This window comes from Neisseria sp. HMSC078C12 (genome assembly GCF_001838065.1).
Taxonomy (GTDB): Bacteria; Pseudomonadota; Gammaproteobacteria; order Burkholderiales; family Neisseriaceae; genus Neisseria.
Genome location: NZ_KV835584.1, coordinates 1 through 24804, shown reverse-complemented (window position 1 = coordinate 24804; position 24804 = coordinate 1). Strand labels below are relative to the sequence as shown.

21 protein-coding genes, 1 tRNA gene and 1 riboswitch are annotated in these 24804 nt (G+C 48.9%); of the genes, 16 read left to right on the top strand and 6 right to left on the bottom strand.

Going from position 1 to position 24804, the window contains the following annotated elements; translation table 11 throughout:
• Positions 1-7 precede the first annotated feature (7 nt).
• Complete coding sequence (locus tag HMPREF2596_RS01725; RefSeq protein ID WP_070849197.1) at positions 8-370, top strand: TIGR02328 family protein; 363 nt, start codon at positions 8-10, stop codon at positions 368-370.
• Between the two features lie 93 nt (positions 371-463).
• Positions 464-805 (top strand): ISC system 2Fe-2S type ferredoxin, encoded by a 342-nt coding sequence (gene fdx, locus HMPREF2596_RS01720; RefSeq protein ID WP_070849194.1) that lies wholly within the window; start codon positions 464-466, stop codon positions 803-805.
• A gap of 76 nt (positions 806-881) precedes the next feature.
• Here the strand turns inward: fdx and HMPREF2596_RS01715 are convergent, their stop codons facing one another.
• Positions 882-1502 carry a hypothetical protein gene (locus HMPREF2596_RS01715; protein WP_070849192.1) on the bottom strand — a complete coding sequence of 207 codons (621 nt, stop codon included), beginning with the start codon at positions 1500-1502 and terminating at the stop codon, positions 882-884.
• 299 nt (positions 1503-1801) lie between these two features.
• Here HMPREF2596_RS01715 and iscX point away from each other — a divergent pair, with 299 nt between their 5' ends.
• The 3 genes from iscX to metE all read left to right on the top strand — a co-directional run bounded on the left by iscX (position 1802) and on the right by metE (position 5415).
• Complete coding sequence (gene iscX, locus HMPREF2596_RS01710; protein ID WP_003682097.1) at positions 1802-1999, top strand: Fe-S cluster assembly protein IscX; 198 nt, start codon at positions 1802-1804, stop codon at positions 1997-1999.
• 168 nt (positions 2000-2167) lie between these two features.
• Positions 2168-3049 carry a methylenetetrahydrofolate reductase gene (metF, locus tag HMPREF2596_RS01705; RefSeq protein WP_049330686.1) on the top strand — a complete coding sequence of 294 codons (882 nt, stop codon included), beginning with the start codon at positions 2168-2170 and terminating at the stop codon, positions 3047-3049.
• Positions 3050-3138: 89 nt separating this feature from the next.
• Complete coding sequence (gene metE / locus HMPREF2596_RS01700; RefSeq protein ID WP_070849189.1) at positions 3139-5415, top strand: 5-methyltetrahydropteroyltriglutamate--homocysteine S-methyltransferase; 2277 nt, start codon at positions 3139-3141, stop codon at positions 5413-5415.
• A 92-nt stretch (positions 5416-5507) separates the two neighbouring features.
• Here metE and HMPREF2596_RS01695 read toward each other — a convergent pair whose 3' ends face one another.
• Together HMPREF2596_RS01695 and ilvE are read right to left on the bottom strand one after the other, a co-directional pair.
• Entirely contained in the window at positions 5508-7748 is a 2241-nt protein-coding gene (locus tag HMPREF2596_RS01695) for a right-handed parallel beta-helix repeat-containing protein (protein ID WP_070849577.1), read from the bottom strand.
• A gap of 1091 nt (positions 7749-8839) precedes the next feature.
• Positions 8840-9838: a branched-chain-amino-acid transaminase gene (gene ilvE / locus HMPREF2596_RS01685; protein ID WP_070632923.1), complete on the bottom strand. Its 999-nt coding sequence runs from the start codon at positions 9836-9838 to the stop codon at positions 8840-8842.
• A gap of 214 nt (positions 9839-10052) precedes the next feature.
• Here ilvE and HMPREF2596_RS01680 point away from each other — a divergent pair, with 214 nt between their 5' ends.
• From HMPREF2596_RS01680 to HMPREF2596_RS01670, 3 genes are all read left to right on the top strand, one after another.
• Positions 10053-10376 carry a LapA family protein gene (locus HMPREF2596_RS01680; protein ID WP_070849182.1) on the top strand — a complete coding sequence of 108 codons (324 nt, stop codon included), beginning with the start codon at positions 10053-10055 and terminating at the stop codon, positions 10374-10376.
• A gap of 25 nt (positions 10377-10401) precedes the next feature.
• Positions 10402-11571 carry a lipopolysaccharide assembly protein LapB gene (gene lapB, locus HMPREF2596_RS01675; protein WP_003684462.1) on the top strand — a complete coding sequence of 390 codons (1170 nt, stop codon included), beginning with the start codon at positions 10402-10404 and terminating at the stop codon, positions 11569-11571.
• A gap of 186 nt (positions 11572-11757) precedes the next feature.
• Complete coding sequence (locus HMPREF2596_RS01670; protein WP_004521061.1) at positions 11758-12213, top strand: GNAT family N-acetyltransferase; 456 nt, start codon at positions 11758-11760, stop codon at positions 12211-12213.
• Between the two features lie 76 nt (positions 12214-12289).
• On the opposite strand, the gene HMPREF2596_RS01665 is transcribed toward HMPREF2596_RS01670, so the two are convergent.
• Both HMPREF2596_RS01665 and recC read right to left on the bottom strand, forming a co-directional pair.
• Positions 12290-12796, bottom strand: a complete 507-nt coding sequence (locus HMPREF2596_RS01665) for a thioredoxin family protein (RefSeq protein ID WP_070849179.1) — start codon at positions 12794-12796, stop codon at positions 12290-12292.
• Positions 12797-12799: 3 nt separating this feature from the next.
• Positions 12800-16099: an exodeoxyribonuclease V subunit gamma gene (gene recC / locus HMPREF2596_RS01660; RefSeq protein WP_070849175.1), complete on the bottom strand. Its 3300-nt coding sequence runs from the start codon at positions 16097-16099 to the stop codon at positions 12800-12802.
• 200 nt (positions 16100-16299) lie between these two features.
• Between recC and HMPREF2596_RS01655 the strand changes: the two genes are divergently transcribed.
• Positions 16300-16376, top strand: a tRNA-Pro gene (locus HMPREF2596_RS01655).
• A gap of 48 nt (positions 16377-16424) precedes the next feature.
• Here HMPREF2596_RS01655 and HMPREF2596_RS01650 read toward each other — a convergent pair.
• Positions 16425-17306, bottom strand: a complete 882-nt coding sequence (locus HMPREF2596_RS01650) for a lysophospholipid acyltransferase family protein (RefSeq protein ID WP_003745542.1) — start codon at positions 17304-17306, stop codon at positions 16425-16427.
• A 108-nt stretch (positions 17307-17414) separates the two neighbouring features.
• Positions 17415-17525: riboswitch (SAM-I-IV-variant riboswitch) on the top strand.
• 173 nt (positions 17526-17698) lie between these two features.
• Here HMPREF2596_RS01650 and metK point away from each other — a divergent pair.
• The 7 genes from metK to HMPREF2596_RS01615 all read left to right on the top strand — a co-directional run bounded on the left by metK (position 17699) and on the right by HMPREF2596_RS01615 (position 24760).
• Complete coding sequence (gene metK, locus HMPREF2596_RS01645) at positions 17699-18868, top strand: methionine adenosyltransferase (RefSeq protein WP_070849172.1); 1170 nt, start codon at positions 17699-17701, stop codon at positions 18866-18868.
• Between the two features lie 164 nt (positions 18869-19032).
• Positions 19033-20097: a DUF1176 domain-containing protein gene (locus HMPREF2596_RS01640; RefSeq protein WP_070849169.1), complete on the top strand. Its 1065-nt coding sequence runs from the start codon at positions 19033-19035 to the stop codon at positions 20095-20097.
• A gap of 124 nt (positions 20098-20221) precedes the next feature.
• Positions 20222-20542: an accessory factor UbiK family protein gene (locus HMPREF2596_RS01635; protein ID WP_070849164.1), complete on the top strand. Its 321-nt coding sequence runs from the start codon at positions 20222-20224 to the stop codon at positions 20540-20542.
• A 13-nt stretch (positions 20543-20555) separates the two neighbouring features.
• Positions 20556-22052 (top strand): YifB family Mg chelatase-like AAA ATPase, encoded by a 1497-nt coding sequence (locus tag HMPREF2596_RS01630; protein WP_070849161.1) that lies wholly within the window; start codon positions 20556-20558, stop codon positions 22050-22052.
• Positions 22053-22206: 154 nt separating this feature from the next.
• Positions 22207-23238, top strand: coding sequence for an SPOR domain-containing protein (locus HMPREF2596_RS01625; protein ID WP_070849158.1), 1032 nt, complete (start codon positions 22207-22209; stop codon positions 23236-23238).
• Positions 23239-23249: 11 nt separating this feature from the next.
• On the top strand, positions 23250-23891 hold the full coding sequence (locus HMPREF2596_RS01620) for a thiol:disulfide interchange protein DsbA/DsbL (RefSeq protein ID WP_070849575.1): 642 nt from the start codon (positions 23250-23252) through the stop codon (positions 23889-23891).
• 44 nt (positions 23892-23935) lie between these two features.
• Positions 23936-24760 carry an undecaprenyl-diphosphate phosphatase gene (locus HMPREF2596_RS01615; RefSeq protein WP_070849156.1) on the top strand — a complete coding sequence of 275 codons (825 nt, stop codon included), beginning with the start codon at positions 23936-23938 and terminating at the stop codon, positions 24758-24760.
• Positions 24761-24804 lie beyond the last annotated feature (44 nt).

The following is a 24804-nucleotide window of genomic DNA, read 5'->3' as shown; positions in this document are numbered from 1 at the left end:
TACTTCTATGCGACTCTGGCACCAAACCCTTATCCCCCTGCTCCCCCGCACCCAGCTTTTGGGGCAACACCGCGAATGCGCTGCTTTACGCGGAGCGGGCTGGGGCAGGCCGCATGCGACGGTTAATTACGTTTTTACCCATTCGCCCTACAAACTCTACCTGTATCACGCGTTGATTATGGAAGAGATGGAAAAGCGCGGTTACAAACCCGATGCTTTATGGAAAGACCCGCTATATCGCGGTAAAGCCGTTGTCCCATACCATTCACACGCGACTGAAACAGCTACTTCGCCGATTTATACCGAACATGATGATGCCTACTTGAACGAATGCCTGGAAAATTTAAAAAGTAAAGGCATTATGTTATAAACCCATTTTTCAGACGGTCTGAATATTGAATACCCAAGGCCGTCTGAAACCACTTTGAACCACAACCACTCTTAAACAATCGAGACAATAAAAATGCCAAAAATTACCGTACTCCCACACGCGACATTATGCCCCGAAGGCGCGGTTATCGAAGACGCACCGGAAGGTCAAACCGTCCTTGACGTATTGCTCGACCACGATATCGAAGTCGATCACGCCTGTGAAAAATCCTGCGCCTGCACCACCTGCCACGTCATCATCCGCAAAGGTTTTGACAGCTTGGAAGAACCGAGCGAACTGGAAGAAGACCTGCTTGACCAGGCATGGGGCTTGGAAGCCGATTCACGCTTAAGCTGTCAGGCAGTTGTTTCCGATGAAGATTTGGTCGTAGAAATTCCCAAATATACGATCAACCATGCACGTGAAGACCATTAAAACAAGGCTTAATGAAAAAGGCCGTCTGAAACCACAAATTCATGGTTTTCAGACGGCCTGTTGCTTATGCGGCAAACTATTTGATATGAGGAAAAATAAAACGCATACGCGAAATCTGCATGGAGGCCACTTTCTGCGTAGCGGAGTAATTTTCAATTTTTTCTTGTATTCTGATTTGATGCAGATTGCCGTTATAACGGGGAGCCGCGTTCTGAGATTTGTTGACTGTCGGCAGTTCAGCCTCAGCCTTCAAAGCTTCCTCTGCCTCAATCACCGAAAGTGCTGCCTCATCCCTTGCCAAACCGAAACGCTCGATAATGGCATTGGCTTCATCTATATAACGCGATTTGTCCGCGCCATTTTCCAACACTGCATCTTCAAGCACGACCGACAAATGCTTGCCGCAATTTTCGATACGCTCGGCGATACGCGAATAAACCATCCAACGTTTCAACCTCAATGCGCCTGCATCGTCGTTGGGTGAAGCAGCATCCAGTTTAATCAAACCATAGTGTTTGCCGTAATACAGACGGAACACCAGCTGCTTCAAACCTTCTGTTTCGTCCAGCATCCGATAAAGTTCGCGAACCAACAACAGCAAACGGTCAAATGCACCTGCTTTGGACAGATACTCCGGATCATCGGAAGCGAGCGCGTAAATCAGTTTGGACAGCTTGGCGTTGAGTGCGTTATTCATCTTTTTTCCTTTTATTTTTAAGCGATGGATTGTCTTAAGAGCCGTTCCAAAAAATTTGGTTGCATAGCGAAATGTAAATTTTGCATGGAAACCAAATCATTCAAAACGGAATAGAAAGTATAAAACGGCAGATTGCCGTGAGTTTTAAGTGTCTTGCCGTATTTTAACGCAACTATGCTATTTTGTTAAAAAATAGCGCCATCATTTATCTGCCCTTCTTCCGTAAAACAATCTGGCAGTCCGACTTCTTCTTGATTAAAATAATTGGCAATAGTCGAAACCCAATAAAGGAACACATCATGAAATGGACAGATACCCAACGCATCGCCGAAGAACTCTACGACTTACACGGCGACAGCATCGACCCGAAAACCGTGCGTTTCACCCAACTGCGTGATCTGATTATGGCTCTGCCTGAATTTGACGATGATCCGGCGCGTTGCGGCGAGCGCATTCTCGAAGCCGTGCAACAAGCCTGGATAGATGAAGCGGAATAACCTTTTCCCTTTTCATCAAACAAGACCTCAGGCTGTTTTTCAGACGGCCTGAGGTCTTTATTAAATCTATTCATACAATTTCGGAAAATTTCGAAATTGACTCATACCAACCTCAAATTTATTATGCAGTCTGACAACAAATAAAAGATATGCAGAAGGTGCATAACCATGAATCACGCTCGAGAAATCGCCGCTTTAAACAACAGCCTTTCTGATTTAAAAGGCGACATCAATGTTTCGTTCGAATTTTTCCCGCCGAAAAACGAACAAATGGAAACCATGCTGTGGGATTCCATCCATCGCCTGCAAACCTTGCATCCGAAATTCGTTTCTGTAACCTACGGCGCAAACTCCGGCGAACGCGACCGCACACACAGTATCGTTAAACGCATCAAACAAGAAACCGGCCTTGACGCAGCTCCCCACCTGACCGGTATCGACGCCAGCCCTGACGAGTTGCGCCAAATCGCCAAAGATTATTGGGACAGCGGTATCCGCCGCATTGTCGCCCTGCGTGGCGACGAGCCGCCCGGCTACGAGAAAAAACCTTTCTATGCCGAAGATTTGGTCAAACTGTTGCGCTCCGTTGCAGACTTTGACATTTCCGTAGCGGCCTATCCTGAGGTTCACCCGGAAGCCAAATCCGCCCAAGCCGACTTGATCAATCTGAAACGAAAAATCGATGCGGGTGCAAACCACGTTATTACCCAATTCTTCTTCGACGTGGAAAGCTATCTGCGCTTTCGCGACCGTTGCGTGATGATGGGCATTGACGTTGAAATTGTTCCCGGCATTCTGCCTGTAACCAATTTCAAACAATTGACCAAAATGGCCCAAGTGACCAACGTCAAAATCCCAAGCTGGCTGTCTAAAATGTACGAAGGTTTGGATAACGACCAAGGCACGCGCAACCTTGTTGCCGCCAGCATCGCCATCGACATGGTCAAAGTCCTCTCTCGCGAAGGGGTGAAAGACTTCCACTTCTACACCCTCAACCGCAGCGAACTGACTTACGCCATCTGCCATATTTTGGGCGTGCGTCCGCGTTAATAAAACAGACGGCCTCCCCATTCTGATTTACAATATCGAACATTCAGGCCATACCGGTCTGATTAAAAATTCCAACTAGGAGAGTTAACATGACAACATTGCATTTTTCAGGCTTCCCGCGCGTCGGTGCCTTCCGCGAATTGAAATTCGCACAAGAAAAATACTGGCGCAAAGAAATCAGCGAGCAAGAATTGCTGGCTGTTGCTAAAGACTTGCGCGAGAAAAACTGGAAACACCAAGCTGCCGCCAACGCCGATTTCGTTGCTGCAGGCGATTTCACTTTCTACGACCACATCCTCGACCTGCAAGTTGCCACCGGTGCCATCCCTGCCCGTTTCGGCTTCGACAGCCAAAACCTGTCTTTGGAACAATTCTTCCAACTGGCCCGTGGTAACAAAGACCAATTCGCTATCGAAATGACCAAATGGTTCGACACCAACTACCACTACTTGGTGCCTGAATTCCACGCCGATACCGAATTCAAAGCCAACGCCAAACACTACGTTCAACAACTGCAAGAAGCCCAAGCTTTGGGTCTGAAAGCCAAACCGACCGTTGTTGGTCCGTTGACTTTCCTGTGGGTTGGTAAAGAAAAAGGCGCTGTTGAATTCGACCGTCTGAGCCTGTTGCCTAAACTGTTGCCTGTTTACGTTGAAATCCTGACTGCTTTGGTTGAAGCCGGTGCCGAGTGGATTCAAATCGACGAGCCTGCTTTGACTGTTGACCTGCCTAAAGAGTGGGTAGAAGCATACAAAGACGTTTACGCTACTTTGAGCAAAGTAAGCGCCAAAATCCTGTTGAGCACTTACTTCGGTTCTGTTGCCGAACACGCTGCTTTGCTGAAATCCCTGCCTGTTGACGGCCTGCACATCGACTTGGTACGCGCTCCTGAGCAACTGGATGCATTTGCCGACTACGACAAAGTTCTGTCTGCCGGCGTTATCGACGGCCGCAACATTTGGCGCGCCAACCTGAACAAAGTTTTGGAAACTGTCAAGCCTCTGCAAGCTAAACTGGGCGACCGTTTGTGGATCTCCAGCTCTTGCTCTCTGCTGCACACTCCATTTGACTTGTCAGTTGAAGAAAAACTGAAAGCCAACAAACCTGACCTGTACTCTTGGTTGGCATTCACCCTGCAAAAAACCCAAGAATTGCGCGTTCTGAAAGCTGCATTGAACGAAGGTCGTGATTCTGTTGCCGAAGAACTGGCCGCCAGCCAAGCTGCTGCCGACTCCCGTGCCAACAGCAGCGAAATCCACCGTGCAGACGTTGCCAAACGCCTGGCCGATTTGCCTGCCAACGCAGACCAACGCAAATCTCCATTTGCCGACCGTATCAAAGCGCAACAAGCATGGTTGAACCTGCCTCTGCTGCCGACTACCAACATCGGTTCTTTCCCACAAACCACCGAAATCCGCCAAGCACGTGCAGCCTTCAAAAAAGGCGAACTGTCTGCTGCCGATTACGAAGCCGCGATGAAAAAAGAAATCGCCTTGGTGGTTGAAGAGCAAGAAAAACTGGACTTGGACGTACTGGTACATGGCGAAGCCGAGCGTAACGACATGGTTGAATACTTCGGCGAACTGTTGAGCGGTTTTGCATTCACCCAATACGGCTGGGTACAAAGCTACGGTTCACGCTGCGTTAAACCACCTATCATCTTCGGTGACGTAAGCCGTCCTGAAGCCATGACTGTCGCTTGGTCTACTTACGCACAAAGCCTGACCAAACGCCCGATGAAAGGTATGTTAACCGGCCCTGTAACCATTCTGCAATGGTCTTTCGTCCGCAACGATATTCCTCGCTCTACCGTGTGCAAACAAATCGCACTGGCTCTGAACGACGAAGTATTGGATCTGGAAAAAGCAGGCATCAAAGTCATCCAAATCGATGAACCTGCCATCCGCGAAGGTCTGCCTTTGAAACGTGCCGATTGGGATGCCTACCTGAACTGGGCCGGCGAATCTTTCCGCCTGTCCTCTACCGGTTGCGAAGACAGCACTCAAATCCACACTCATATGTGCTACTCTGAGTTCAACGACATCCTGCCAGCCATTGCCGCTATGGACGCTGACGTCATCACCATCGAAACTTCACGTTCCGACATGGAGCTCTTGACTGCGTTCGGCGAATTCAAATATCCGAACGACATCGGCCCAGGTGTTTACGACATCCACAGCCCACGCGTACCGACTGAAGCTGAAGTTGAGCATCTGTTGCGCAAAGCTATCGAGGTTGTACCGGTTGAACGTCTGTGGGTTAACCCAGACTGCGGCCTGAAAACCCGTGGCTGGAAAGAAACTCTGGAACAACTCCAAGTAATGATGAACGTAACCCACAAACTGCGTGCCGAACTGGCTAAATAATGTGAGTTAGATGAAAAGGCCGTCTGAAAATTTTCAGACGGCCTTTTTTTATTTATCGATATTTAGACCATAAAGATTACGGCTTCAACAGCTTACAAAATCCCAGTCGTTGTATGATGTTCTTCCACTCCTGATGTATACACATTTTTAGTATGGTGATACACAGTCTCTTTAGTCGTTTCGACAATATGGTTGGCTTCTGACAAGATATCGCTCAATGCAACTTTACTGCCGGTCGTATTCACCTTTTTCAGTGCTTCGCCGTTATGGCTATTGCCTTCAGAATACGTTTTGATGTCGTTTTCAAAGCGCAGCCATGAACCATACAGTTCGCCTTTGATGTCCGTCATGATTTTATTGTTGGCTACATTTAAAGATGCCTTGCCCTTAGGGTTGGTACTGTGTACGTCTACCAAAGCATCATTCAGGGCACCACCAAGTTTCAATGTGTTATTGGTGATGTTGTACTCTTTGGCATTGCTTTTCAAATAAGCAAATTCGACATAGCCGTCCGATTTTTCACGTACGGAAATTTTGTTGTCGTGAATCGTCACCGCACCATGCATCGCGACATTGCCATGGTGTTCTTCCACATAAACCGGTACCGCGCCTTTCATAATCTTGCCAATATCGGCATCGTTGCCGCTGATGGTAATGGTACCGCTGCCAATGCCGTTTTTAGATAAAACGCGGTCGTAGGTATCGTTGATGACGGCAATCAGATATTTGGTGGATTCACCGCTGATCTTGTTGTTTGCCATATTGAGCGTGTAATCCATTTTGCTTTCATGGTTACGGAACTCAATCGCGTAGGTCTGAATATTGTTTTGATAAACCGTCAGATTTTTAATGACATTATCGCTAATATCGAAATAACCTTTATCAGCCGAGTGCAAATCTTTGTATTGGGTATTGGTTTGCACCTGAATCCCTGAATACATGTGGTAGTACTTGCCTAAGTCATCATCAACATTCAAACGGAAGCTCGGGTCTTGGATAATGGTATTGCCGGTAATTTTGACTTTATCCATAGAAAACTGGCGGTTGTAGGCAACGATGCCATACAGCCGGTCACCCGTTAACACATTGTCTTCAATGACAATGCCTGTACCATCATGCACATCCAAGCCTTTGCGGTAGTTGTGGTCGGTTGTGTTTTTACGGTATGTGATGCCGTAATTGTAGCTGCCCGCAGCCACAGCCATACCGTAGCCGGTACCGCCGTCCGCTTCGTGGCCGTTCCAATCCAAACGGTTGCCCTCGCCGATAAAGTTTTGTTGGAAACCGATCAGCGCACCGGCAACTCGGTTGTGGTGCAGATACGAATCAACAATACGGTTGTTTTCACCCAAAGGCAGCGCTTCATATTTTTCATCAATTTCGCCGCTTTGTACGCGCGCTTTAAAGGTCAGCTTTTGACCTTTTTCCGTTTCCAAAGAAGCGGTCGACGTAAACATCACACCAGCACGATTGGCTCCGGAAACCTCTACTTTGCTGATTAAAGTATTGTCCGCATCGTTCACCAAAATGCCGTTTACCTTGCCAAAATAGCTTAAGCCTTTGCGGTAAAAATCAGGGTTGGTATATTGAACCGACAAATCGGCAATGGTTTTATTGTTTTGTCCATCAACCAAAATACCGGCAAATTCGCGGATATCGTCATGGTTGGTATCCGGATTGAACACGCTCGTCTGCGCCTTATCAAACGTTACTTTGGTTTTGCCCATGCCCGAACCAAACAAACCGCGTGCGCCGGAAACGGTTTTATCCATCACAATCTGGTTGGAAATATAGTAGGTACCATCCAAGAAGACCATGGCTTTTTCTTTATGAGCCACTTCTAAAGCCGCTTTAAATGCCTGAAGGCTGTCTTTTTTACCCTGTGCATCGGCACCAAAATCATTCACACGAACGTAATTGCCATACTCTTTAGATTCATACACGCGGTATTTTCCGGATAGACCTGCCCTACCTTCGGTATGGTCGTCAATTTTGTTTGCTTTGCCTGAACTGAGGTGGCCGTCGTGGCTATTGATCGCTTTTTTACCGGAAGAAACGCCCGCTATTTTGTCATGGCCGTCTGAATCCTTCAGATTCTTTTTATGGACAATCTCAACGGTTTCTTTTTCTTCGGCAACTCTGTCTTCCGCCTCTTTTTCTTTGCGTGCGGCTTCGAGTTTGGCTTTACGCTCTGCAATCGCTTTTTCGACTGCCGCTTTATGCGCTTCTTTTGCGCGCTCGACAGCCTTTGCTTTGGCTGCGGCAGCCTCGGCTATTTTTTTTGCTTTAGCCTCTTCGTAAATTTTTTGCCTTTCAGCCAGGACTTTTTCCATCGATTTATTGACTGGTTTGGCTGCCGTTGCTTGATCGGTAGCGGCAGGGTTATTTGTTGCTTTAGGCGCAATGGTGTTTTTACTGGAAACGCTGCTTGCAGAAGCAACGCTGGCCCGTGCGACATGCATTTTTGTCACAAGGCCGTCTGAAGATGATGAAGTGCCGTCCAATCTTGCAGCCTCAGCTACATGCACCGCCTCTCTCGTTACAGTATTTTTACCGCTTAATTGCTTGGGTTCTGGAAAAACCGACGGACTATCCCCCCAATTTTGAGTGTGTATCCATTCTTTTAGAGGAGAAGATGATTCGGAAGTGGTTTCAGGAGTTGAGGAGCCGTGACGAATATGGGTACGGCCAAGAGGAGCAAGTTTATGTGACATAATCAGCGTATTTCCTTGTATCAAATATCGTCCTTTCCCACCGCACAAGCGTGCAACAAAAAAGTTCGATTGAATAAAGAGGTAAGACGGATTCTGTCGTAACAGCAATTGCCTGTATAAAGGCCAAACTGAAGCTGGCCACTTTGAGAAACTCGGCAGCGTTTTCCCTTCTGCCGGTTTTCTGATTGGAAACGGTAATGGTGTATGGACAGAACCCTTGGATGACTTTTATAGGCAATCTGTCCGCGTACCATGTATCCGGTTATTTTTGACGGAAATGTATCAGAGTCCCTTTTTAATTGATTAGTTCATCCAAAGTTAAGTTATTTTTGATTTTTATAGCAAAATAAAAATAGTTTTATCTTGTATTGTTTTCCTTTTTGGCGTGACAGAGTTAACCCCGCGAAGCCAAAAAGGAGGGAAATTCTAACACAACATGCCTTTAGCATTCCCAATTTAACTAAATTTACAAAATATACAAAATAAATATCTATAAATGTTTTTAAATTCATCGAAAAATCAATAAAATTCGATATTTTCAATATGTATTTTTACAACATGACTGCGCATTATATACCGATTATCTTAAAATACTACCGTTTATTTGCAAAATTCAGTATTTTATTATTGCTTTCACCATCTAAAAACCAATAAAAAAAGGCCGTCTGAAAAAATATTTCAGACGGCCTTTTTTATTAAATGCGTTCTATTTAACAAACTTCAACCAACCAGCCGTGTTTGTCTTCTGTCAAACCGTATTGAATGTCGGTAATCGCCTTACGGATTGCGTAACCGCGCTCTTGGCTCTTCACTTCGATTTCTTTGCCATCAATCACGAAAGAAGTGACCGGAGAAATGACCGCAGCCGTACCGGTCAGAATTGCCTCTGCGCCATTTTCCACAGCTGCTTTCAGCTCATCAACGGTAAAGTTGCGTTCGGTAACGGTGTAGCCCAAATCTTTGGCAACTGTCAGTACGGAATCACGGGTAACGCCGTGCAGGAATTCGTCTGTCAACGGTTTGGTAATGATTTCATCACCGTTAATCAGGATAAAGTTAGACGCGCCGGTTTCCTGAACGTCGCCATTCGGACAGAACAACACTTGGTTTGCGCCATATTCGGCTTTGGCTTTCAAAACCCAAGGCATGGCGGAAGCATAGTTGCCACCGCATTTCACACGACCCATATGTGGGGCGCAACGGATATGTTCGGTTTCAACCAAGATTTTAACGGGCGAACCAGCTTTGAAATAGTCGCCGACAGGAGAAGCCAGAATGTACAACAAAGCAGTTTCAGAAGGAGAACCGGCTTTACCGATCACAGGATCGGTACCGATCAAAGTCGGACGCAGGTACAACGCAGCTGGCGCATCAGGAATTTCTTCGGCAGAGCGTTTGACCAATTCAATCAAAGCATCCAAATAAGCCTCAGTTTCAGGGCGCGGCAGGTGCAGAATATCCGCACTTTGCTGCATGCGCGCAATATTGGCGGTCGGGCGGAACATCACGATTTTGCCGTTTGCCTGACGGAATGCCTTTAAGCCCTCAAAACATTCGCTGCCATAATGCAAGGCATGCGCGCCAGGGGCGATTGTCAGATCTTTGGAAGATTGCCACTCTACCGGCTGCCATTTACCTTCACGATAAGCGATAACGGGCATTTCAGCGTGAAAAACGCTGCCGAATACGGCTGGAACTGGTCTGCTCATGATGATTGCCTTTCTTATTCTGATGTGCAAAATAAATTAATTAAAGACTGAACAATACGCCTTTCAATATAGGTTTGACAAGTACCCGTCAGCATAAAGACACCATTACCCTGCCGTCTGAAACATGCCGTCCTATCCGAAATCCGGCAAATCGTTTAAACTGATACCATTTTTCAGACAGCCTGCCCCAACCGCAGCCAACCCGGAGTAACCCATGAAACTCATCTCTACCATCATCAAAATCCTGATTCTTCTTGTTTTCCTCCTGCTGGCCATCACCAATACCCACACCGTATCCTTCTTCTACCTGCCCGGCCAAAACATCAATCTGCCGCTGATTGTCGTGCTTTTCGGTGCATTTATTATCGGCATCGTGTTCGGTATGTTTGCCCTCTTCGGCCGTCTGCTGTCCCTGCGCAGCGAAAACAACCGCCTGCGTGCCGAAGTGAAAAAATACGCCCACCTTTCCGAAAAAGACCTGACCCCGGTCAAAACCGAAACACCGGCAACGACTTCCGAAACCACTCCCAAAGCGTAACGCCACCAATCAATAAAGGAATACCATGGACAACGAATTGTGGGTCATCTTACTGCCCATCGTCCTCCTCCCCGTTTTCTTCGCCATGGGCTGGTTTGCCGCGCGCGTCGATATGAAGACCGTCCTGAAACAGGCTAAAAGCATACCGGCAGGGTTTTACAAAAGCCTTGATGCACTCGTTGACCGCAACAGCGGCCGCGCCGCGCGCGAATTGGCGGAAGTGATCGACCAGCAGCCGCAGTCATACGACCTGAACCTGACTTTGGGCAAGCTCTACCGCCAACGCGGCGAAAACGACAAAGCCATCAATATGCACCGCGCCCTGCTCGATTCGCCCGACACAGTCAACGAAAAACGCGCGCGCGTGCTTTTTGAATTGGCGCAAAACTACCAAAGTGCAGGCTTGGTTGACCGCGCCGAACAAATCTTCCTCGGTTTGCAGGAAGGCGATATGGCACGTGAAGCCCGCCAACACCTTTTGAGTATTTACCAACAAGACCGCGACTGGGAAAAAGCCATCGAAATGGCGCAGCTCTTGAGCCATGACGAACAGACCTACCAGTTTGAAATCGCCCAGTTCTATTGCGAAATCGCCCAAGCCGCGCTGTTCAAATCCAACTTCGACGCCGCACGCTACAACATCGGCAAAGCACTCGAAGCCAACAAAAAATGTACGCGCGCCAACATCATCCTCGGCGACATCGAATACCGTCAGGGTAACTTCCCTGCCGCAGTGGAAGCGTATTCCGCCATCGAGCAGCAAAACCACGCCTATTTGAGCATGGTGGGCGAGAAACTCTATGAAGCCTATGCTGCGCAAGGCAAACAGGAAGAAGGCCTCAACCGCCTCATCGGCTATATGCAAACCTTTCCCGATCTTGACCTGATCAACGTCATCTACGAAAAGGCTCTGCTGCTCAAAGGCGAAACCGAAGCGGCGCAAATCGCTGTCGAACTCGTCCGCCAAAAACCCGACCTCAACGGCGTGTACCGCCTGCTTGGCTTGAAACTCAGCAGTATGAATCCGGAATGGAAAGCCGATACCGATATGATTCGTTCCATTATCGGCCGCCAGCTGCAAAAAAGCGTTATGTACCGCTGCCGCAACTGCCACTTCAAATCCCAAGTCTTCTTCTGGCACTGCCCCGCCTGCAACAAATGGCAAACCTTTACGCCGAATAAAATCGAGATTTAATAAAGCGTTAAGCATCAAAAAAGGCCGTCTGAAATCTTTTCAGACGGCCTTTTTATTACAAAGCAAAGAAAGGAAGCAAGAATCGTTCCAACAAGAAAAAAATAAAGTTGAATCATACTTAATTATTCGGAAAAAATATGAGAAAGAGTATAATAGTTGGATATAAGAGAAGTTTTAGGAGCAAATATGAAAATTCACTTTGAAAAAGGACTTCAGTTAGAAAATGCCCAACTCATTTGTCAGTGGTCTAATGCTTTGGGAGAAAGTTTTCAGAAGCAATGGATGGGGCCAAAGATTTCTTATCCCTTGATTGCCCAATCCTTGCAAAAGATGGAAGGGATTTTTTCCATTTTTGTTGGAGAAGAGTTTGTAGGCATCATCCAGAAAATCAAACTAGAAGATAAAAATCTTCATATTGGAAGATTTCTCATAGCTCCACAGAAGCAGGGAAAAGGATTAGGTAGAAAAGCTTTTCAATACTTTCTTCAAGAAATGTTTGAAAATGAAGAAATAGAAAGTATTTCCCTAACGGTTTTTGAGTCAAATCAAATAGCTAGAGACCTCTACCAAAAAGAGGGATTTGAAATTGTTCAAACCATTGAAGTTCCAGAACGTAAATACATAATGAGAAAATCTAGGTAAGAACTAAATTACACTAGAAATTGTCCCCTTTATCAAAGTAGCTCAAAATATAGTCTTACACACCAACAATATCTACTCAACAACGCTGCTCTGCCCATGCCAAGGCCGCTACAATCTGAGCCTCAATATCGGCATTAAACTCGCCGGCACGGTACGCATCGCGCAATTCCGTGCGACGGGTTTCATCTGCCGCAATTTGGTTTAACACCACTTGCGGAAACTCGTTAAACACAGGCCCGACTTCTTCATGCCCCATCAAAAACAGCGCAGGGATTTTTTGATTGGCGCGGACGATTTCCTGTTGGCGCGGATTCTCAAAACGGCTGCTGTCGTCAAAATCACTACGGGCAATATAGTTGACGCGGATATTGGGGTTCAGCTCCGCCATTTTTTGAATAAACGGCACAAACACGCGGCAATCGGGACAATATGGCGCAGCGGCAAGCAGCCAGTTTTGCGGACGGCTGATCTTTTTGACCGCCGCTGCCGTTTGCGCCGACAGCTCGGTCGCCTGATAGAGCTGCTGCTGTTTCAATTTGTCTTCTTCGGTATCAAAATCCAAATATTCTGTATAAGTGGCCATGCTCTACTCCTGTTCTGTTGCATTGTTTTTCCCTGCCGCGCTGTTCAAAAGCGGAACAAGCAGATTGACGACAAGGTTTTCAAATAGCGGCTCTTCAAGCGGCGCTTCGTCCGAATGACCAAACACCAGCTTCACTTCGGTATATTCTTTCTGCCCTTTGCTCATTTTCTTGCCATTAAATTCATCATAGGCTGCTCTCAAGGCGGCATCCCAATCCTCTTTCTTGCCGTACTCCTCCGCAGCGGCAAGGCTGGTTTTGGCAAAAAACGGCAAGGGGGTATTTTGTCCGATTCGGAAATATACCAACCATTCTTTCAAAAGCTCTCTCGCGGCCTCTTGCCCGATGGCGGCATAGGTTTCGGTCTGCCCCAAGCTGACAATATAGGTTTGTCGGTTGGCAACGGATTTAGGGGCGACGGCGCAAAAAATCAAATGCTCCAATAAACGGGCAATGCGGTTGGGTGCATTGTCTTTTTGGTTTAGGAACACAATACGACCGCATTCATAAAGATTGCCGATGGTGCCTTGTAAAACCAAGTCGTCAAAGTGTAATTCATAAGGTTCAGACGGCCTTTTGTTGCTGCGTATCAACTCGGCATCTACGTTTTTTGCAGATATCTGATACTGCTTCTGCCACAAGCCGCCCAACTCGCCTACCGGCATCAGGCTTTCTGCATTCAGCCGAATGGCCGTATCTTCAAAATCTTCACCTTTGCGCCGCGCATCCAAATAGGCATCGGCAATCCGGCCTTCATGTTGCGGCTCAAACGGTTCGGCAGATTCCCATGCGCCGTCCAAATACGGCTGATCCCAGCTTAAATTTCTCTTCAGCCAAACTTTGACAGGGTTGCGCCAAAAACTGATAAGCTCACCCTGCTGAATGGTTTTGCCCGGCTCTTCCTGACTTAAAGCCTCAAGGAAAAACGGCTGCGCTTCTACTGGCGGTTGGTTTAACGCATCGGCGTAATCTTGGCGCGTACTGAAGAGGCCGTCTGAAAGCGCATCCTTTTGGAAATAACGGCGCGAAAACGCCTGCAAAGGATGATGTTTCACCCATTTCTCCGCCAACTCGCGCCCGCTTTTCCCTGTCATGGCGGCAATGGTATCCAGCAGCTCGCTGATTAACGAAGACGGCGCAAACTCGGCATCATTGCGTATATCGCGGCCGATATAAGACAAATACAGCATTTCGCGCGCGCTGATTAAGGCTTCGAGGAAGAGATAACGGTCGTCGTCGCGGCGGGCGCGGTCACCTTTTTTCGGATGTTTGGCAATCAGGTCGAACACCGCCGCTTTGGTATTGCGCGGAAAATCACCGTCATTCAAACCCAACAGGCAAACCATTTTAAACGGTAGGCTGCGCATCGGCACCATACTGCAAAAAGTAATGCCGCCGCTCAAAAATCCGGCTTGGCTTTCACTGTCCAAAAAACGACGGATATGGCGGATAACGGTTTTACACGGCAACAATCCGTCAAATTCGGCCAACTGCGCCTCTTCCTGCCATTTCGCCAAAGACTGCTCAAACTGCTGCTTGGCGTATTGGTCGTCCGTATCCGGAGCAAACAGTTTCTCCAGCAAATCGCGGCAACGCTGCACCCAGCCTTCCACATTGGCAGGTTTTTGCCATTGCGCCGCCATATCGGCCAAAGTACGGATAAATTCGGCAAAACCGCTGAACACGTCCAACTGGTTGACGTTGCTATGCCACGCGCTCACGCCCTGCCACATGCCGTGGCCGCCTTCGGGCAGCATCCAGCCCAAGGCCAAACGCTCTACCGCCTGCTGCCAAGTAAAGAGGTTGTCTTTACCCTCGCGCATGGTTTGGTCCAAACCCCAATGCACATTCAATCCGGCAACAGCCTCATGCAGCAACGGCACATCTTCCTCGCTCAACCCGAAGCGTTGTAGCACCAACCGGCTTTCCAGCAAAGGCAAAACCTTGTCCACTTCAAACCGGCTTTCCAACAAGTCCAACGTTTGCGCCAAAGCATACAGCAAGGGCTGACGGCGGCTGAGTTTTACATCCGAAATCGAATACGGCAACGCCTGGCTGCCCGCCTGCTCCTGTCCAAAAACGGCTTCGATAAACGGGCTGTAGGGCTCGATGTTCGGCGTCAAAACGGCAATATCGTGCGGCTGCCAGTCGGGATTATTTTGCAACACCAGCGACAGCTCTTCTTTCAAAATCTGCAATTCGCGCAAAGGACTGTGGGCCGCAACGATTTTGACCGAGCCATCGTTCAACAGCTTGTCCGGCTCGACACACACCGGATTGCCGTCCGCATCGTGGACTTGAACCCAAGCCTGCTGCGCGCCTGCCTCGCTTTCTTCCTGTTGATATAAGCGTTCAGACGGCATGATCAAGTTTTGGATATCGTTTTGCAGGCAATGCAATAAGGTATCGTCTTTTCCCTCTTCATAAACCTGAATATCCTGCTCGGTTTCCACTTCCGACAGAAAATCAAAGAAATCGCGCCCCTGCTTGCCCAAAGAAGCCAACAGCGGATGCCCTGCCTGCGACAAATCCGCCTCATCGCCCCTTTTCAAAATCTGCGCCTCATCAATGACCTCGCCCCAATATTGGCTGCTCGGGTTGAGCGCAAACACAAACACATCGCAATGCTTGGAAATTTGGTGCAGCAGTTGCAGATACATCGGCGCCATTGTCGAAATGCCGAATACAAACAACCTTTGCGGCAAGACCGATTTATCCAACTGCGCCAACAGCTTTTCCCACAAGGCCACGCGGTGCGGCGCCGATTGGCTGCCATCGTCCAAATAACGCCACAGCCGCGCCTGCCAATCCTCATCATCGCCCAAACCCAGCAGCTTCCCAGCCTGCCACGCATCAATCCAATCCGGGCGGTACACCAAATATTGGTCGAAAATATCCGCCATTTGTCCGGCAAGCTGATAATCCGCCGATGCCGAGCTGTGCAAATAACTTTCCAGCTTCAGGCGTACGTTTTCGTATTCCGGGGCCGTCTGAAACGCTTCGCTGCGGAACAAATCCAGCAAACGCCAACGCATGACCTCAGGCGAAAACGGGCTGAGCGGCGGCACATCTGGAACCAACTTACGCATCAGCTGCCACGCCAAACCGGCCGGCAGGCTGAACTTCAAATTCGCCGCCACGCCGAGTTTGCGCGCAAAAAACACATTCAGATACCGCCGCATCCCCTGGCTCTGCACCACCACTTCTTCCTGCGCCAATACCGCATCCAAAGGCAAGGCCTGATGAATATGCGCGCACATTTCGGCAAGCGCTTCCAAACGGTCGGACTGATAAAGATAAAACATAGCAGACAATCTAAAAAACAATTGCCCACATTATAATGCCATTAGGACAAATGCTTCAGCAGAAGCGGCAAACAAAAACACAGGCCGTCTGAAACACATCGCTTCAGACGGCCTAAAACAAACCCATCGGCAGCCAATTATTAATTATTTATCGACCCCCTGTACAAACCGGCTTCTCCTATCCTATAATTCTCCACATTCGGAATGTAGCGCAGCCCGGTAGCGCACTTCGTTCGGGACGAAGGGGTCGGAGGTTCGAATCCTCTCATTCCGACCAAATACAAAACCTGCTTGAATCCAAGCAGGTTTTTTACATTCGGCAAGCCTATACTTCCGGCGGCGGGAAAGGCGCGCCTTCGGGATGTTTGTAGCGGTTGTACATAAACAAATATTGTTCCGGAAAACGGCGTATCCAATACTCGGTATTTTCATTGATCACGCGCGCATCGTTCTCCTTATCGCCGTTCAATTCACCGCGCAATGGCTCGATGTGCAAGACAAAGCCTTTCCCGTCGGGCAGACGCTCGCCGCAGAAAAACAAAGCCTTCACGCCTTTGACTTGCGCCAGCTTGCCCGCCAACGTCATGGTGTAGGCAGGTTTGCCGAAAAAGTCCACCCACACGCCGTCGCCGCCTTCTTCCGGAGACGGCACATGGTCCGGCAACACAATGGTCGCTTCGCCGCCGCGCAGGGCCTTGATGATTTGTTTGACACCCTGAATGCTGGTCGGCGCAGTCTTGCCCTTGCCGCGCACACGCCCTGCCTGCATCACCGCATCAAAAGCCTTGATTTTCGGCGGTTTGTACATCGCCGTCAGCGGAAACGGCAGCTGCTGGCTGATGTAGCGGCCCGCCAAATCATAGCTGCCGATGTGCGGCGTGATAAACAGCAAACCCTCGCCCGCACTCAAGGCCGTCTGAACATGTTCCCAACCGTTGACGCTGACAAACAGGTTTTCAATTTCCTCAGGCCGTCTGAAAAACGCCACCGGCAATTCCAAGCCGCCTTTTGCCGTTTCACGGAAAACTTTTTTCACTGCCTCGTCCGTCGGGTTCAATCCGGCAAGTTTCATGTTTTCAAAAACACGCCGGCGATCTTTCGACAGCACGCGAAAACCCAAACTACCCAGCAGGTTGCCTAATTTGTGCAACCAAGCCAAAGGCAGCGCGGCCAAAAATTTAAAAACAAAGGTAACAAGCGTTTGCATAAGGTTTTACCAAAATGAAGTGGACAGATTGTAAACGAAACAGGCCGTCTGAACAAAACAGACTTCGGGCAAATATATTGCGGCACACCTGCTTTTCTGCTACTATCCGCCCTGCATTAAGAGTTGGGAATTCCATGCCAACCTGCTTTTCAAACGGAAAGGTAAGGTGGACGGTTGAAAAACCGATGTGGCTCGCCAGAGCAATCCAAACCCGCTTAATGCGGGAATTTTTTTGCCTGTAAGAAACGCGCAACAGGATTCCGAAACAGCAGGCAAGTGCGAATGTTTCTCACTTGTATAGAGAAAAAGCGGAGTTTTTGTTATGATTTCCGCTGTCCGAAATAAAAGGCCGTCTGAAAACACAGCAGCCTGTTTTTAATGAAAGAATAGCAATGAGCGAATATCTGTTTACTTCCGAATCGGTATCCGAAGGCCATCCGGATAAAGTTGCCGACCAAGTATCCGATGCGATTTTGGATGCCATCTTGGCGCAAGACCCCAAAGCGCGTGTCGCCGCAGAAACCTTGGTCAACACAGGCTTGTGCGTATTGGCAGGCGAAATCACTACCACCGCCCAAGTGGACTACATCAAAGTCGCACGCGAAACCATCAAACGCATCGGCTACAACTCCTCCGAGCTGGGCTTTGATGCCAACGGCTGCGCAGTCGGCGTGTACTACGACCAACAGTCTCCCGACATCGCCCAAGGCGTGAACGAAGGCGAAGGCATCGACTTGAATCAAGGCGCGGGCGACCAAGGTTTGATGTTCGGCTATGCCTGCGACGAAACCCCTACCCTGATGCCGTTTGCCATCTATTACAGCCACCGCCTGATGCAGCGTCAAAGCGAATTGCGCAAAGACGGCCGCCTGCCTTGGCTGCGCCCTGATGCCAAAGCCCAACTGACCGTGGTTTACGACAGCGAAACCGGCAAAGTAAAACGCATCGACACCGTCGTCCTGTCCACCCAGCACGACCCTGCCATCAGCCATGAAGAACTGAGCAAAGCCGTGATTGAGCAGATTATCAAGCCCGTTCTGCCGCCCGAAATGCTGACTGCCGAAACAAAATACCTGATCAACCCGACCGGCCGCTTCGTTATCGGCGGCCCTCAAGGCGACTGCGGTTTGACCGGCCGTAAAATCATCGTTGATACCTACGGCGGCGCAGCTCCGCACGGCGGCGGCGCATTCTCCGGCAAAGACCCGTCCAAAGTGGACCGTTCCGCCGCCTACGCCTGCCGCTATGTTGCGAAAAACATCGTTGCCGCCGGTTTGGCAACCCAATGCCAAATCCAAGTTTCCTACGCCATCGGCGTTGCCGAACCGACTTCGATTTCCATCGATACTTTCGGCACCGGCAAAATCAGCGAAGAAAAACTGATTGCCCTGGTTCGCGAACATTTCGACCTGCGTCCTAAAGGCATCGTCCAAATGCTCGACCTCTTGCGCCCGATTTACAGCAAATCTGCCGCCTACGGCCACTTCGGCCGCGAAGAGCCTGAGTTTACTTGGGAGCGCACCGACAAAGCAGCCGCATTGAAAGCAGCCGCAGGCGTATAAAACGACGATAAAGGTCGTCTGAACAGGCATTTCAGACGGCCTTTTTTACATCTCAATATTCAAAACCTTTTTACGAACGACACATCGTATTTTCACAAAACAGCGTAACAAATTTTGGATTGCTATGCCGCCTTTGTGAATAAATAAAATTGAAAGAATGCATCATGAAAAAATGGCTGCTGGCTGTTTTACCTGCCACCGCATTGGCTGCTCAGCCTCAAGGCTTTTATCAAAATTACCAAGACTGGGACATTGCCTGCGACAATACCGGCACCTGCCGTCTTGCCGGATATCAAGCGGATGAAACAGAAACGCCGGTTTCCATCTTGTTAACCCGACAAGCAGGGGCGAATGCCGCCGTTGCCGGCGAAGTTTCCCTGCTGCCGTTTAACGACGATGAAGCACAACTCGACGGCATTGCAACCCGCAACGAATTGGTATTGAACGGCAAATCACTGGGCAAATTGGCGTTGAACAAAAAAGGCCAAGGCAAATTGAACAGCGCGCAAACCAACGCCTTGCTCGAAGCGTTGAAAAAAGAAAGCAAAATCAGCATCCGCGCCGGCAAATATGAATGGCACTTGTCCGACAAAGGCGCGGCGGCGGCAATGTTGAAAGCGGACGAATTCCAAGGCCGTCTGAACACGCCTTCCGCGCTGATACGCAAAGGCAACAGCAGTCAGGCAGTCCTCAGCCCGCAGCCCAAACCCGTCATCCGCGCCGTTGCCGTACCAAAAACAGCAGGCGATATACTGGAACAAGACACACCGCACCACAGCGCCGTCATGAAACTGCTGCGCAACAGCAACCGCGTTTCTGAAGGCGACGATAATTACTGTTACGCCCTGCACAATAAAGAGCAAATGGATTGGAACCGCAGCCTAAGTATTTATCCGCTTAACAAACAACAAGTTTTAGTAGAGGCCGTCTGCATCGGCGGAGCCTATCAAACCAGCGGCTACTATGCCATTGCCGACAAAAAATTAACCAAAATCGAACAAGTGCTGCCACCAATGACATACGGCGGACACGGCGGATTCGATGAGAAAACAGCCACCCTCAGCGGCAGCTTCAAAGGCCGAGGGATCGGCGACTGCTGGTCGGGCAATACGGCGGTATGGGACGGTAAAACGTTTGTCCGCAGTGAGGAATACACCACCGGTTCTTGCAAAGGCTTCACGGGCGGCGCATGGCTGATGCCTGTTTTTGAAGCCCGTGTTGAGCGTTAAAAGACACGGAATATTTACGATAGGAAGCAAAGGCCGTCTCAAAATTCCCGTTTTCAGACGGCCTTTTTCCTTATACAATAGCCACTTGAATTTCTATATACATTCTGAATAAAGGATACGGATTATGTTCGGCAAACAACTTTTTGAAGAAGTCAGCTCCAAAATCAGCGAAACCATCGCCAACAGCCCTGCCAAAGACATGGAAAAAAACGTCAAAGCCATGCTCGGCAGCGCGTTCAACCGCATGGATTTGGTAACCCGAGAAGAATTCGACATCCAACAACAGGTTTTGATTAAAACCCGTACCAAGCTGGCCGAATTGGAAGCCCGTTTGGCCAAGCTCGAAGCCGCCCAAGAGCCTGAAGAAGCTGCTTTGAAAGCGGCCGAAGCCGCTGCTGAAGAAGCAGTTGCCGAAATCGTACAACAAACCGAAGCCGCCGAATAAGGCCGTCTGAAACATGTCGCTTGCTTTGGTTTACAGCCGCGCCTTAAGCGGTATGAACGCGCCGTTGGTCGAAGTGGAAGCCCACCTTGCCAACGGCTTGCCACATTTCAATATCGTCGGTTTGCCCGATACTGAAGTCAAAGAAAGCCGCGACCGTGTGCGTGCCGCCATCATCCAAAGCGGCTTTGACTTCCCCGCCAAGAAAATTACCGTCAACCTCGCACCGGCCGACCTCCCCAAAGAATCCGGCCGTTTCGATTTACCTATTGCCTTGGGCATTCTTGCCGCATCGGGACAAATTAATCCTGAAAAGCTCGCGCAATATGAGTTTGCCGGAGAATTGGCGCTGTCCGGGCTGCTGCGTCCCGTACGCGGCGCGCTGGCCATGGCATGGCAGGGAATGCAGGCCGGCCGTTCGTTCGTCTTGCCGCAAGAAAATGCCGAACAGGCTGCCGTCATGCGCGGCATTGCGGTTTATGGCGCGCGTTCTTTGGGCGAAGTGGCCGCCCATTTAAACGGCATCGAACCGTTGACACAAACCGAATGCAAACTGCCACAAAGGCCGTCTGAACAAAGTAAAATACCCGACTTAGCCGATGTCAAAGGCCAACATACCGCCCGCCTCGCCTTGGAAATCGCCGCGGCAGGCGGACACAGCCTGCTGATGATGGGCCCTCCGGGTACAGGCAAATCCATGCTTTCGCAACGTTTGCCCGGTATCCTTCCGCCTTTGACCGAAGACGAATTGGTCGAAGTTTGGGCATTGCGTTCGCTCCTACCCAACCATCAACAGCAACTCGACAGCAACCGTCCTTTCCGCAGCCCCCACCACAGCGCCAGCTCGGCCGCCATGGTCGGCGGCGGTTCCGACCCGCGTCCGGGTGAAATTTCATTGGCGCACCATGGTGTGTTGTTTTTAGACGAATTGCCCGAGTTTGACCGTAAAGTATTGGAAGTATTGCGCGAACCTTTGGAAAACGGCGAAATCCATATTTCCCGCGCCGCACGCCAAGCCGTTTATCCGGCCAAGTTCCAGCTCGTCGCCGCCATGAACCCCTGCCCTTGCGGCTATCTCGGTCATCCGTCCAAACCTTGCCGCTGCACGCCTGAAAGCATCGCCCGTTACCGCAGCAAAATTTCAGGGCCATTACTCGACCGCATTGATTTAACCATCGAAGTACCCAGCCTTTCTGCCGCCGAGCTGATGCAACAAGAAGCCGGCGAATCCAGTGCCGCCGTATTAGAACGCGTTACCGCCGCGCGTAAAATCCAATACGGCCGACAAGGCAAAGTTAATGCCGAATTGAGTGTCAGCGAGCTCGATGGCAAAGCCCGCATCCAAAAAGAAGCGCAAGAAGCCTTGGGAACCATGCTCGAAAAACTGTCCCTTTCCGCTCGAAGCTTCCACCGCATCATGCGCGTCGCCCGTACGCTGGCCGATTTGGCAGGCGACGAAGAAGTCAGTAAAACCCATGTGATGAAAGCCATCGGCTTCCGTCGCGCCCTCTAACTTTTCAGACGGCCTGAATCTTTATATTTAAGTAAAACTAGAGTAAACAAAGCATCAGGATTTTGCCGTCTATAACGGTTATTGATAAAATATCGAATTCAAACTCAGACAGTCTCCCTTCAGGCCGTCTGAACCCATTATTACAAGGTAAGTCATGAAAAAATCTACACAATATGGCAAAGGCTTGGCCGGTTTCTTTTTCGGCCTGATACTGGCAACAGGTATTATTGCCGGTATTTTGTTCTTCCTGAACCAAGGCAACCAAAACGTTTTCAAAGAGCTGACCCAGCCTAAACAAAGTGAAGAACCTGAAATCCTGAAACCTCAAGACAAAGCAGAGAAACGCCCTGCTACCGACAATTCGTCCAGCCAAGCAGATGAAGAAAAAGCCAAAGCTGAAAAAGAAGCGGCTGAAAAGGCTGCCAAAGAAGCTGAAGAGAAAGCGGCACAAGCAGAAAAAGAGGCTCAGGAAAAAGCCGATCACGAGGCCAAAGAAAAAGCGGATAAAGCTGAAGCAGAAAAAGCCGAACGCGAAGCCAAAGAAAGAGCAGACAAAACTGCCGCCGACAAAGCCGAACGTGAAGCCAAAGAAAAAGCTGCAAAAGCGGAAGCAGAAAAAGAAGCCGCTAAGAAAAAACTGGCCGAGAAAAAAGCCGAATTAGAAAAAAAACGCGCAGAAAAAGCCAAAGCTGAAAAAGAAGCTGCCGATAAAACTGCAAAAGACAAAAAAGCGGCCGACCAACTGACCGACAAACAAAAAGAGCGTGCCGAGCGCAAATTGGCTGAGAAAAAAGCAGCCGAAGCCAAGAAACAAAACAAGCCGACACCTGAGCAAATCCTCAACAGCGGCAGCATCGAAAAAGCACGCAAAGCTGCAAATGCCTCTGCAACAAAAGAAAGCAGCAACGCTGCAAGTAAACAGTCAGCAGAAAAAGCTGAAGCAGCTGCCAACAGTGGTAAAAAAGCATTCCTGCAACTTGGTTCATATGCAGACCGTTCCAGCGCAGATTCACAACGTGCAAAATTGGCTATTTTAGGTGTGTCTTCCAAAGTGGTTGAGTCGCAAAACGGCGACAAAACCATTTATCGAGTTCAAAGTAACACCATGCCGCAGGAAGCCGCTGTGAAACTGCAAAAAAACCTGCAAGACCATAATATCAACAGCTTGATTCGTTCTGCTAAATAATGGAATCACTGATGAAGCAGCGTATGAAACAAACTATTGCCGCACTCAGCCTGAGCCTGCTCAGTTTGAGTGCGCAGGCTGCTACCGAAGGCGTGGACTATACCGTTCTTAGTCGCCCTATCCCGCAGCAGCAAGCCGGAAAAATTGAAGTGCTAGAATTTTTCGGCTACTTCTGCGTCCATTGTTACCATCTCGATCCGGTTTTGTTGCAACACAGCAAAACCTTCGCCAAAGATGTTTCCTTACGGACAGAACATATCGTTTGGATGCCTGAAATGTTGGGCTTGACCAAGGTAGCCGCTGCCGTCAATCTTTCAGGTTTGAAATATCAAGCCAATCCGGTTATCTTCAAAGCCGTTTACGAACAGAAGATTAACTTGGCTGATGCAAATGTATTCCGCACATGGGTCGGCAAACAGACAAGTTTTGACAGTAAAAAACTGCTTCAAGCCTATAACAGCCCTGCTGCCGCATCGGCTGCTGCAAAAATGCAGCAATTGACGGAAACTTATCGAATTGAAAACACACCAACTGTCATTGTCGGTGGTAAATACAAAGTCAATTTCAACGGTAGCGACTGGAAAGCCGGTATGAAAACCATAGACGAGCTCATCATTAAAGTCCGCCGCGAACAATCCTCAAAACCACTTTAACTATTCAACAAAAGAAAGACGGCCTCAAGGCCGTCTGAAAACTTATGGACATCCTGATTTTATTTAAAGCACTTATTCTCGGTATTATCGAAGGTTTAACCGAGTTCCTCCCTATTTCAAGTACCGGTCACTTGATTGTATTCGGCGACTTAATGAATTTCCAAAGCAACGGTAAAGTATTCGAAATCGCCATCCAGCTTGGTGCCGTATTAGCCGTCGTATTCGAATATCGCCAACGATTTACCCATATCATAAAAGGACTAGGCAAAGAGCGAACAGCCAATCGCTTTGTACTGAATTTATTTATCGCGTTCATTCCCGCAGCGATTGTCGGCCTCTTATTCAGTAAACAAATTAAATTACACCTCTTCAACCCGATTACCGTTGCTACCATGCTGGTATTGGGCGGCTTCTTTATTTTATGGGTTGAAAAACGCCAAACAACAGCCAAACCTAAAGTCAACCATGTCGATGATATGCGCCCAATTGACGCATTTGTTGTAGGATGCGCCCAAATTTGTGCCCTTATCCCTGGGACATCACGTTCAGGCAGTACCATCATGGGCGGTATGCTGTGGGGATTAGAACGAAAAACGGCTACCGAATTTTCATTCTTCCTTGCTGTACCAATGATGATTGCGGCCACAGGTTACGACATCTTAAAAAACTACAAACTCTTTACCTTACAAGATATCGGACAAATTGCCATCGGTTTTATCGCAGCATTTATCGCCGGTTTATTAGCAGTAAAAGCTTTGCTGAAATTTGTTTCCAGTAAAAACTATGTTCCTTTTGCCTACTACCGCATCGTATTCGGTGGTCTGATTCTCCTTACTTGGATGCTAGGCTTAGTCAGCTGGAGCGAATAACCTCTCTCCCAGGACGTGCCCGCGCACGTCCTTTTTTCTTTCTT

Bases quoted from the DNA above. Each gene is read 5' to 3' on its own strand.
- HMPREF2596_RS01725 (WP_070849197.1), top strand. From the start codon at position 8: ATGCGACTCTGGCACCAAACCCTTATCCCCCTGCTCCCCCGCACCCAG.
- fdx (WP_070849194.1), top strand. From the start codon at position 464: ATGCCAAAAATTACCGTACTCCCACACGCGACATTATGCCCCGAAGGC.
- HMPREF2596_RS01715 (WP_070849192.1), bottom strand. From the start codon at position 1,502: ATGAATAACGCACTCAACGCCAAGCTGTCCAAACTGATTTACGCGCTC.
- iscX (WP_003682097.1), top strand. From the start codon at position 1,802: ATGAAATGGACAGATACCCAACGCATCGCCGAAGAACTCTACGACTTA.
- metF (WP_049330686.1), top strand. From the start codon at position 2,168: ATGAATCACGCTCGAGAAATCGCCGCTTTAAACAACAGCCTTTCTGAT.
- metE (WP_070849189.1), top strand. From the start codon at position 3,139: ATGACAACATTGCATTTTTCAGGCTTCCCGCGCGTCGGTGCCTTCCGC.
- HMPREF2596_RS01695 (WP_070849577.1), bottom strand. From the start codon at position 7,748: ATGGAAAAAGTCCTGGCTGAAAGGCAAAAAATTTACGAAGAGGCTAAA.
- ilvE (WP_070632923.1), bottom strand. From the start codon at position 9,838: ATGAGCAGACCAGTTCCAGCCGTATTCGGCAGCGTTTTTCACGCTGAA.
- HMPREF2596_RS01680 (WP_070849182.1), top strand. From the start codon at position 10,053: ATGAAACTCATCTCTACCATCATCAAAATCCTGATTCTTCTTGTTTTC.
- lapB (WP_003684462.1), top strand. From the start codon at position 10,402: ATGGACAACGAATTGTGGGTCATCTTACTGCCCATCGTCCTCCTCCCC.
- HMPREF2596_RS01670 (WP_004521061.1), top strand. From the start codon at position 11,758: ATGAAAATTCACTTTGAAAAAGGACTTCAGTTAGAAAATGCCCAACTC.
- HMPREF2596_RS01665 (WP_070849179.1), bottom strand. From the start codon at position 12,796: ATGGCCACTTATACAGAATATTTGGATTTTGATACCGAAGAAGACAAA.
- recC (WP_070849175.1), bottom strand. From the start codon at position 16,099: ATGTTTTATCTTTATCAGTCCGACCGTTTGGAAGCGCTTGCCGAAATG.
- HMPREF2596_RS01650 (WP_003745542.1), bottom strand. From the start codon at position 17,306: ATGCAAACGCTTGTTACCTTTGTTTTTAAATTTTTGGCCGCGCTGCCT.
- metK (WP_070849172.1), top strand. From the start codon at position 17,699: ATGAGCGAATATCTGTTTACTTCCGAATCGGTATCCGAAGGCCATCCG.
- HMPREF2596_RS01640 (WP_070849169.1), top strand. From the start codon at position 19,033: ATGAAAAAATGGCTGCTGGCTGTTTTACCTGCCACCGCATTGGCTGCT.
- HMPREF2596_RS01635 (WP_070849164.1), top strand. From the start codon at position 20,222: ATGTTCGGCAAACAACTTTTTGAAGAAGTCAGCTCCAAAATCAGCGAA.
- HMPREF2596_RS01630 (WP_070849161.1), top strand. From the start codon at position 20,556: ATGTCGCTTGCTTTGGTTTACAGCCGCGCCTTAAGCGGTATGAACGCG.
- HMPREF2596_RS01625 (WP_070849158.1), top strand. From the start codon at position 22,207: ATGAAAAAATCTACACAATATGGCAAAGGCTTGGCCGGTTTCTTTTTC.
- HMPREF2596_RS01620 (WP_070849575.1), top strand. From the start codon at position 23,250: ATGAAGCAGCGTATGAAACAAACTATTGCCGCACTCAGCCTGAGCCTG.
- HMPREF2596_RS01615 (WP_070849156.1), top strand. From the start codon at position 23,936: ATGGACATCCTGATTTTATTTAAAGCACTTATTCTCGGTATTATCGAA.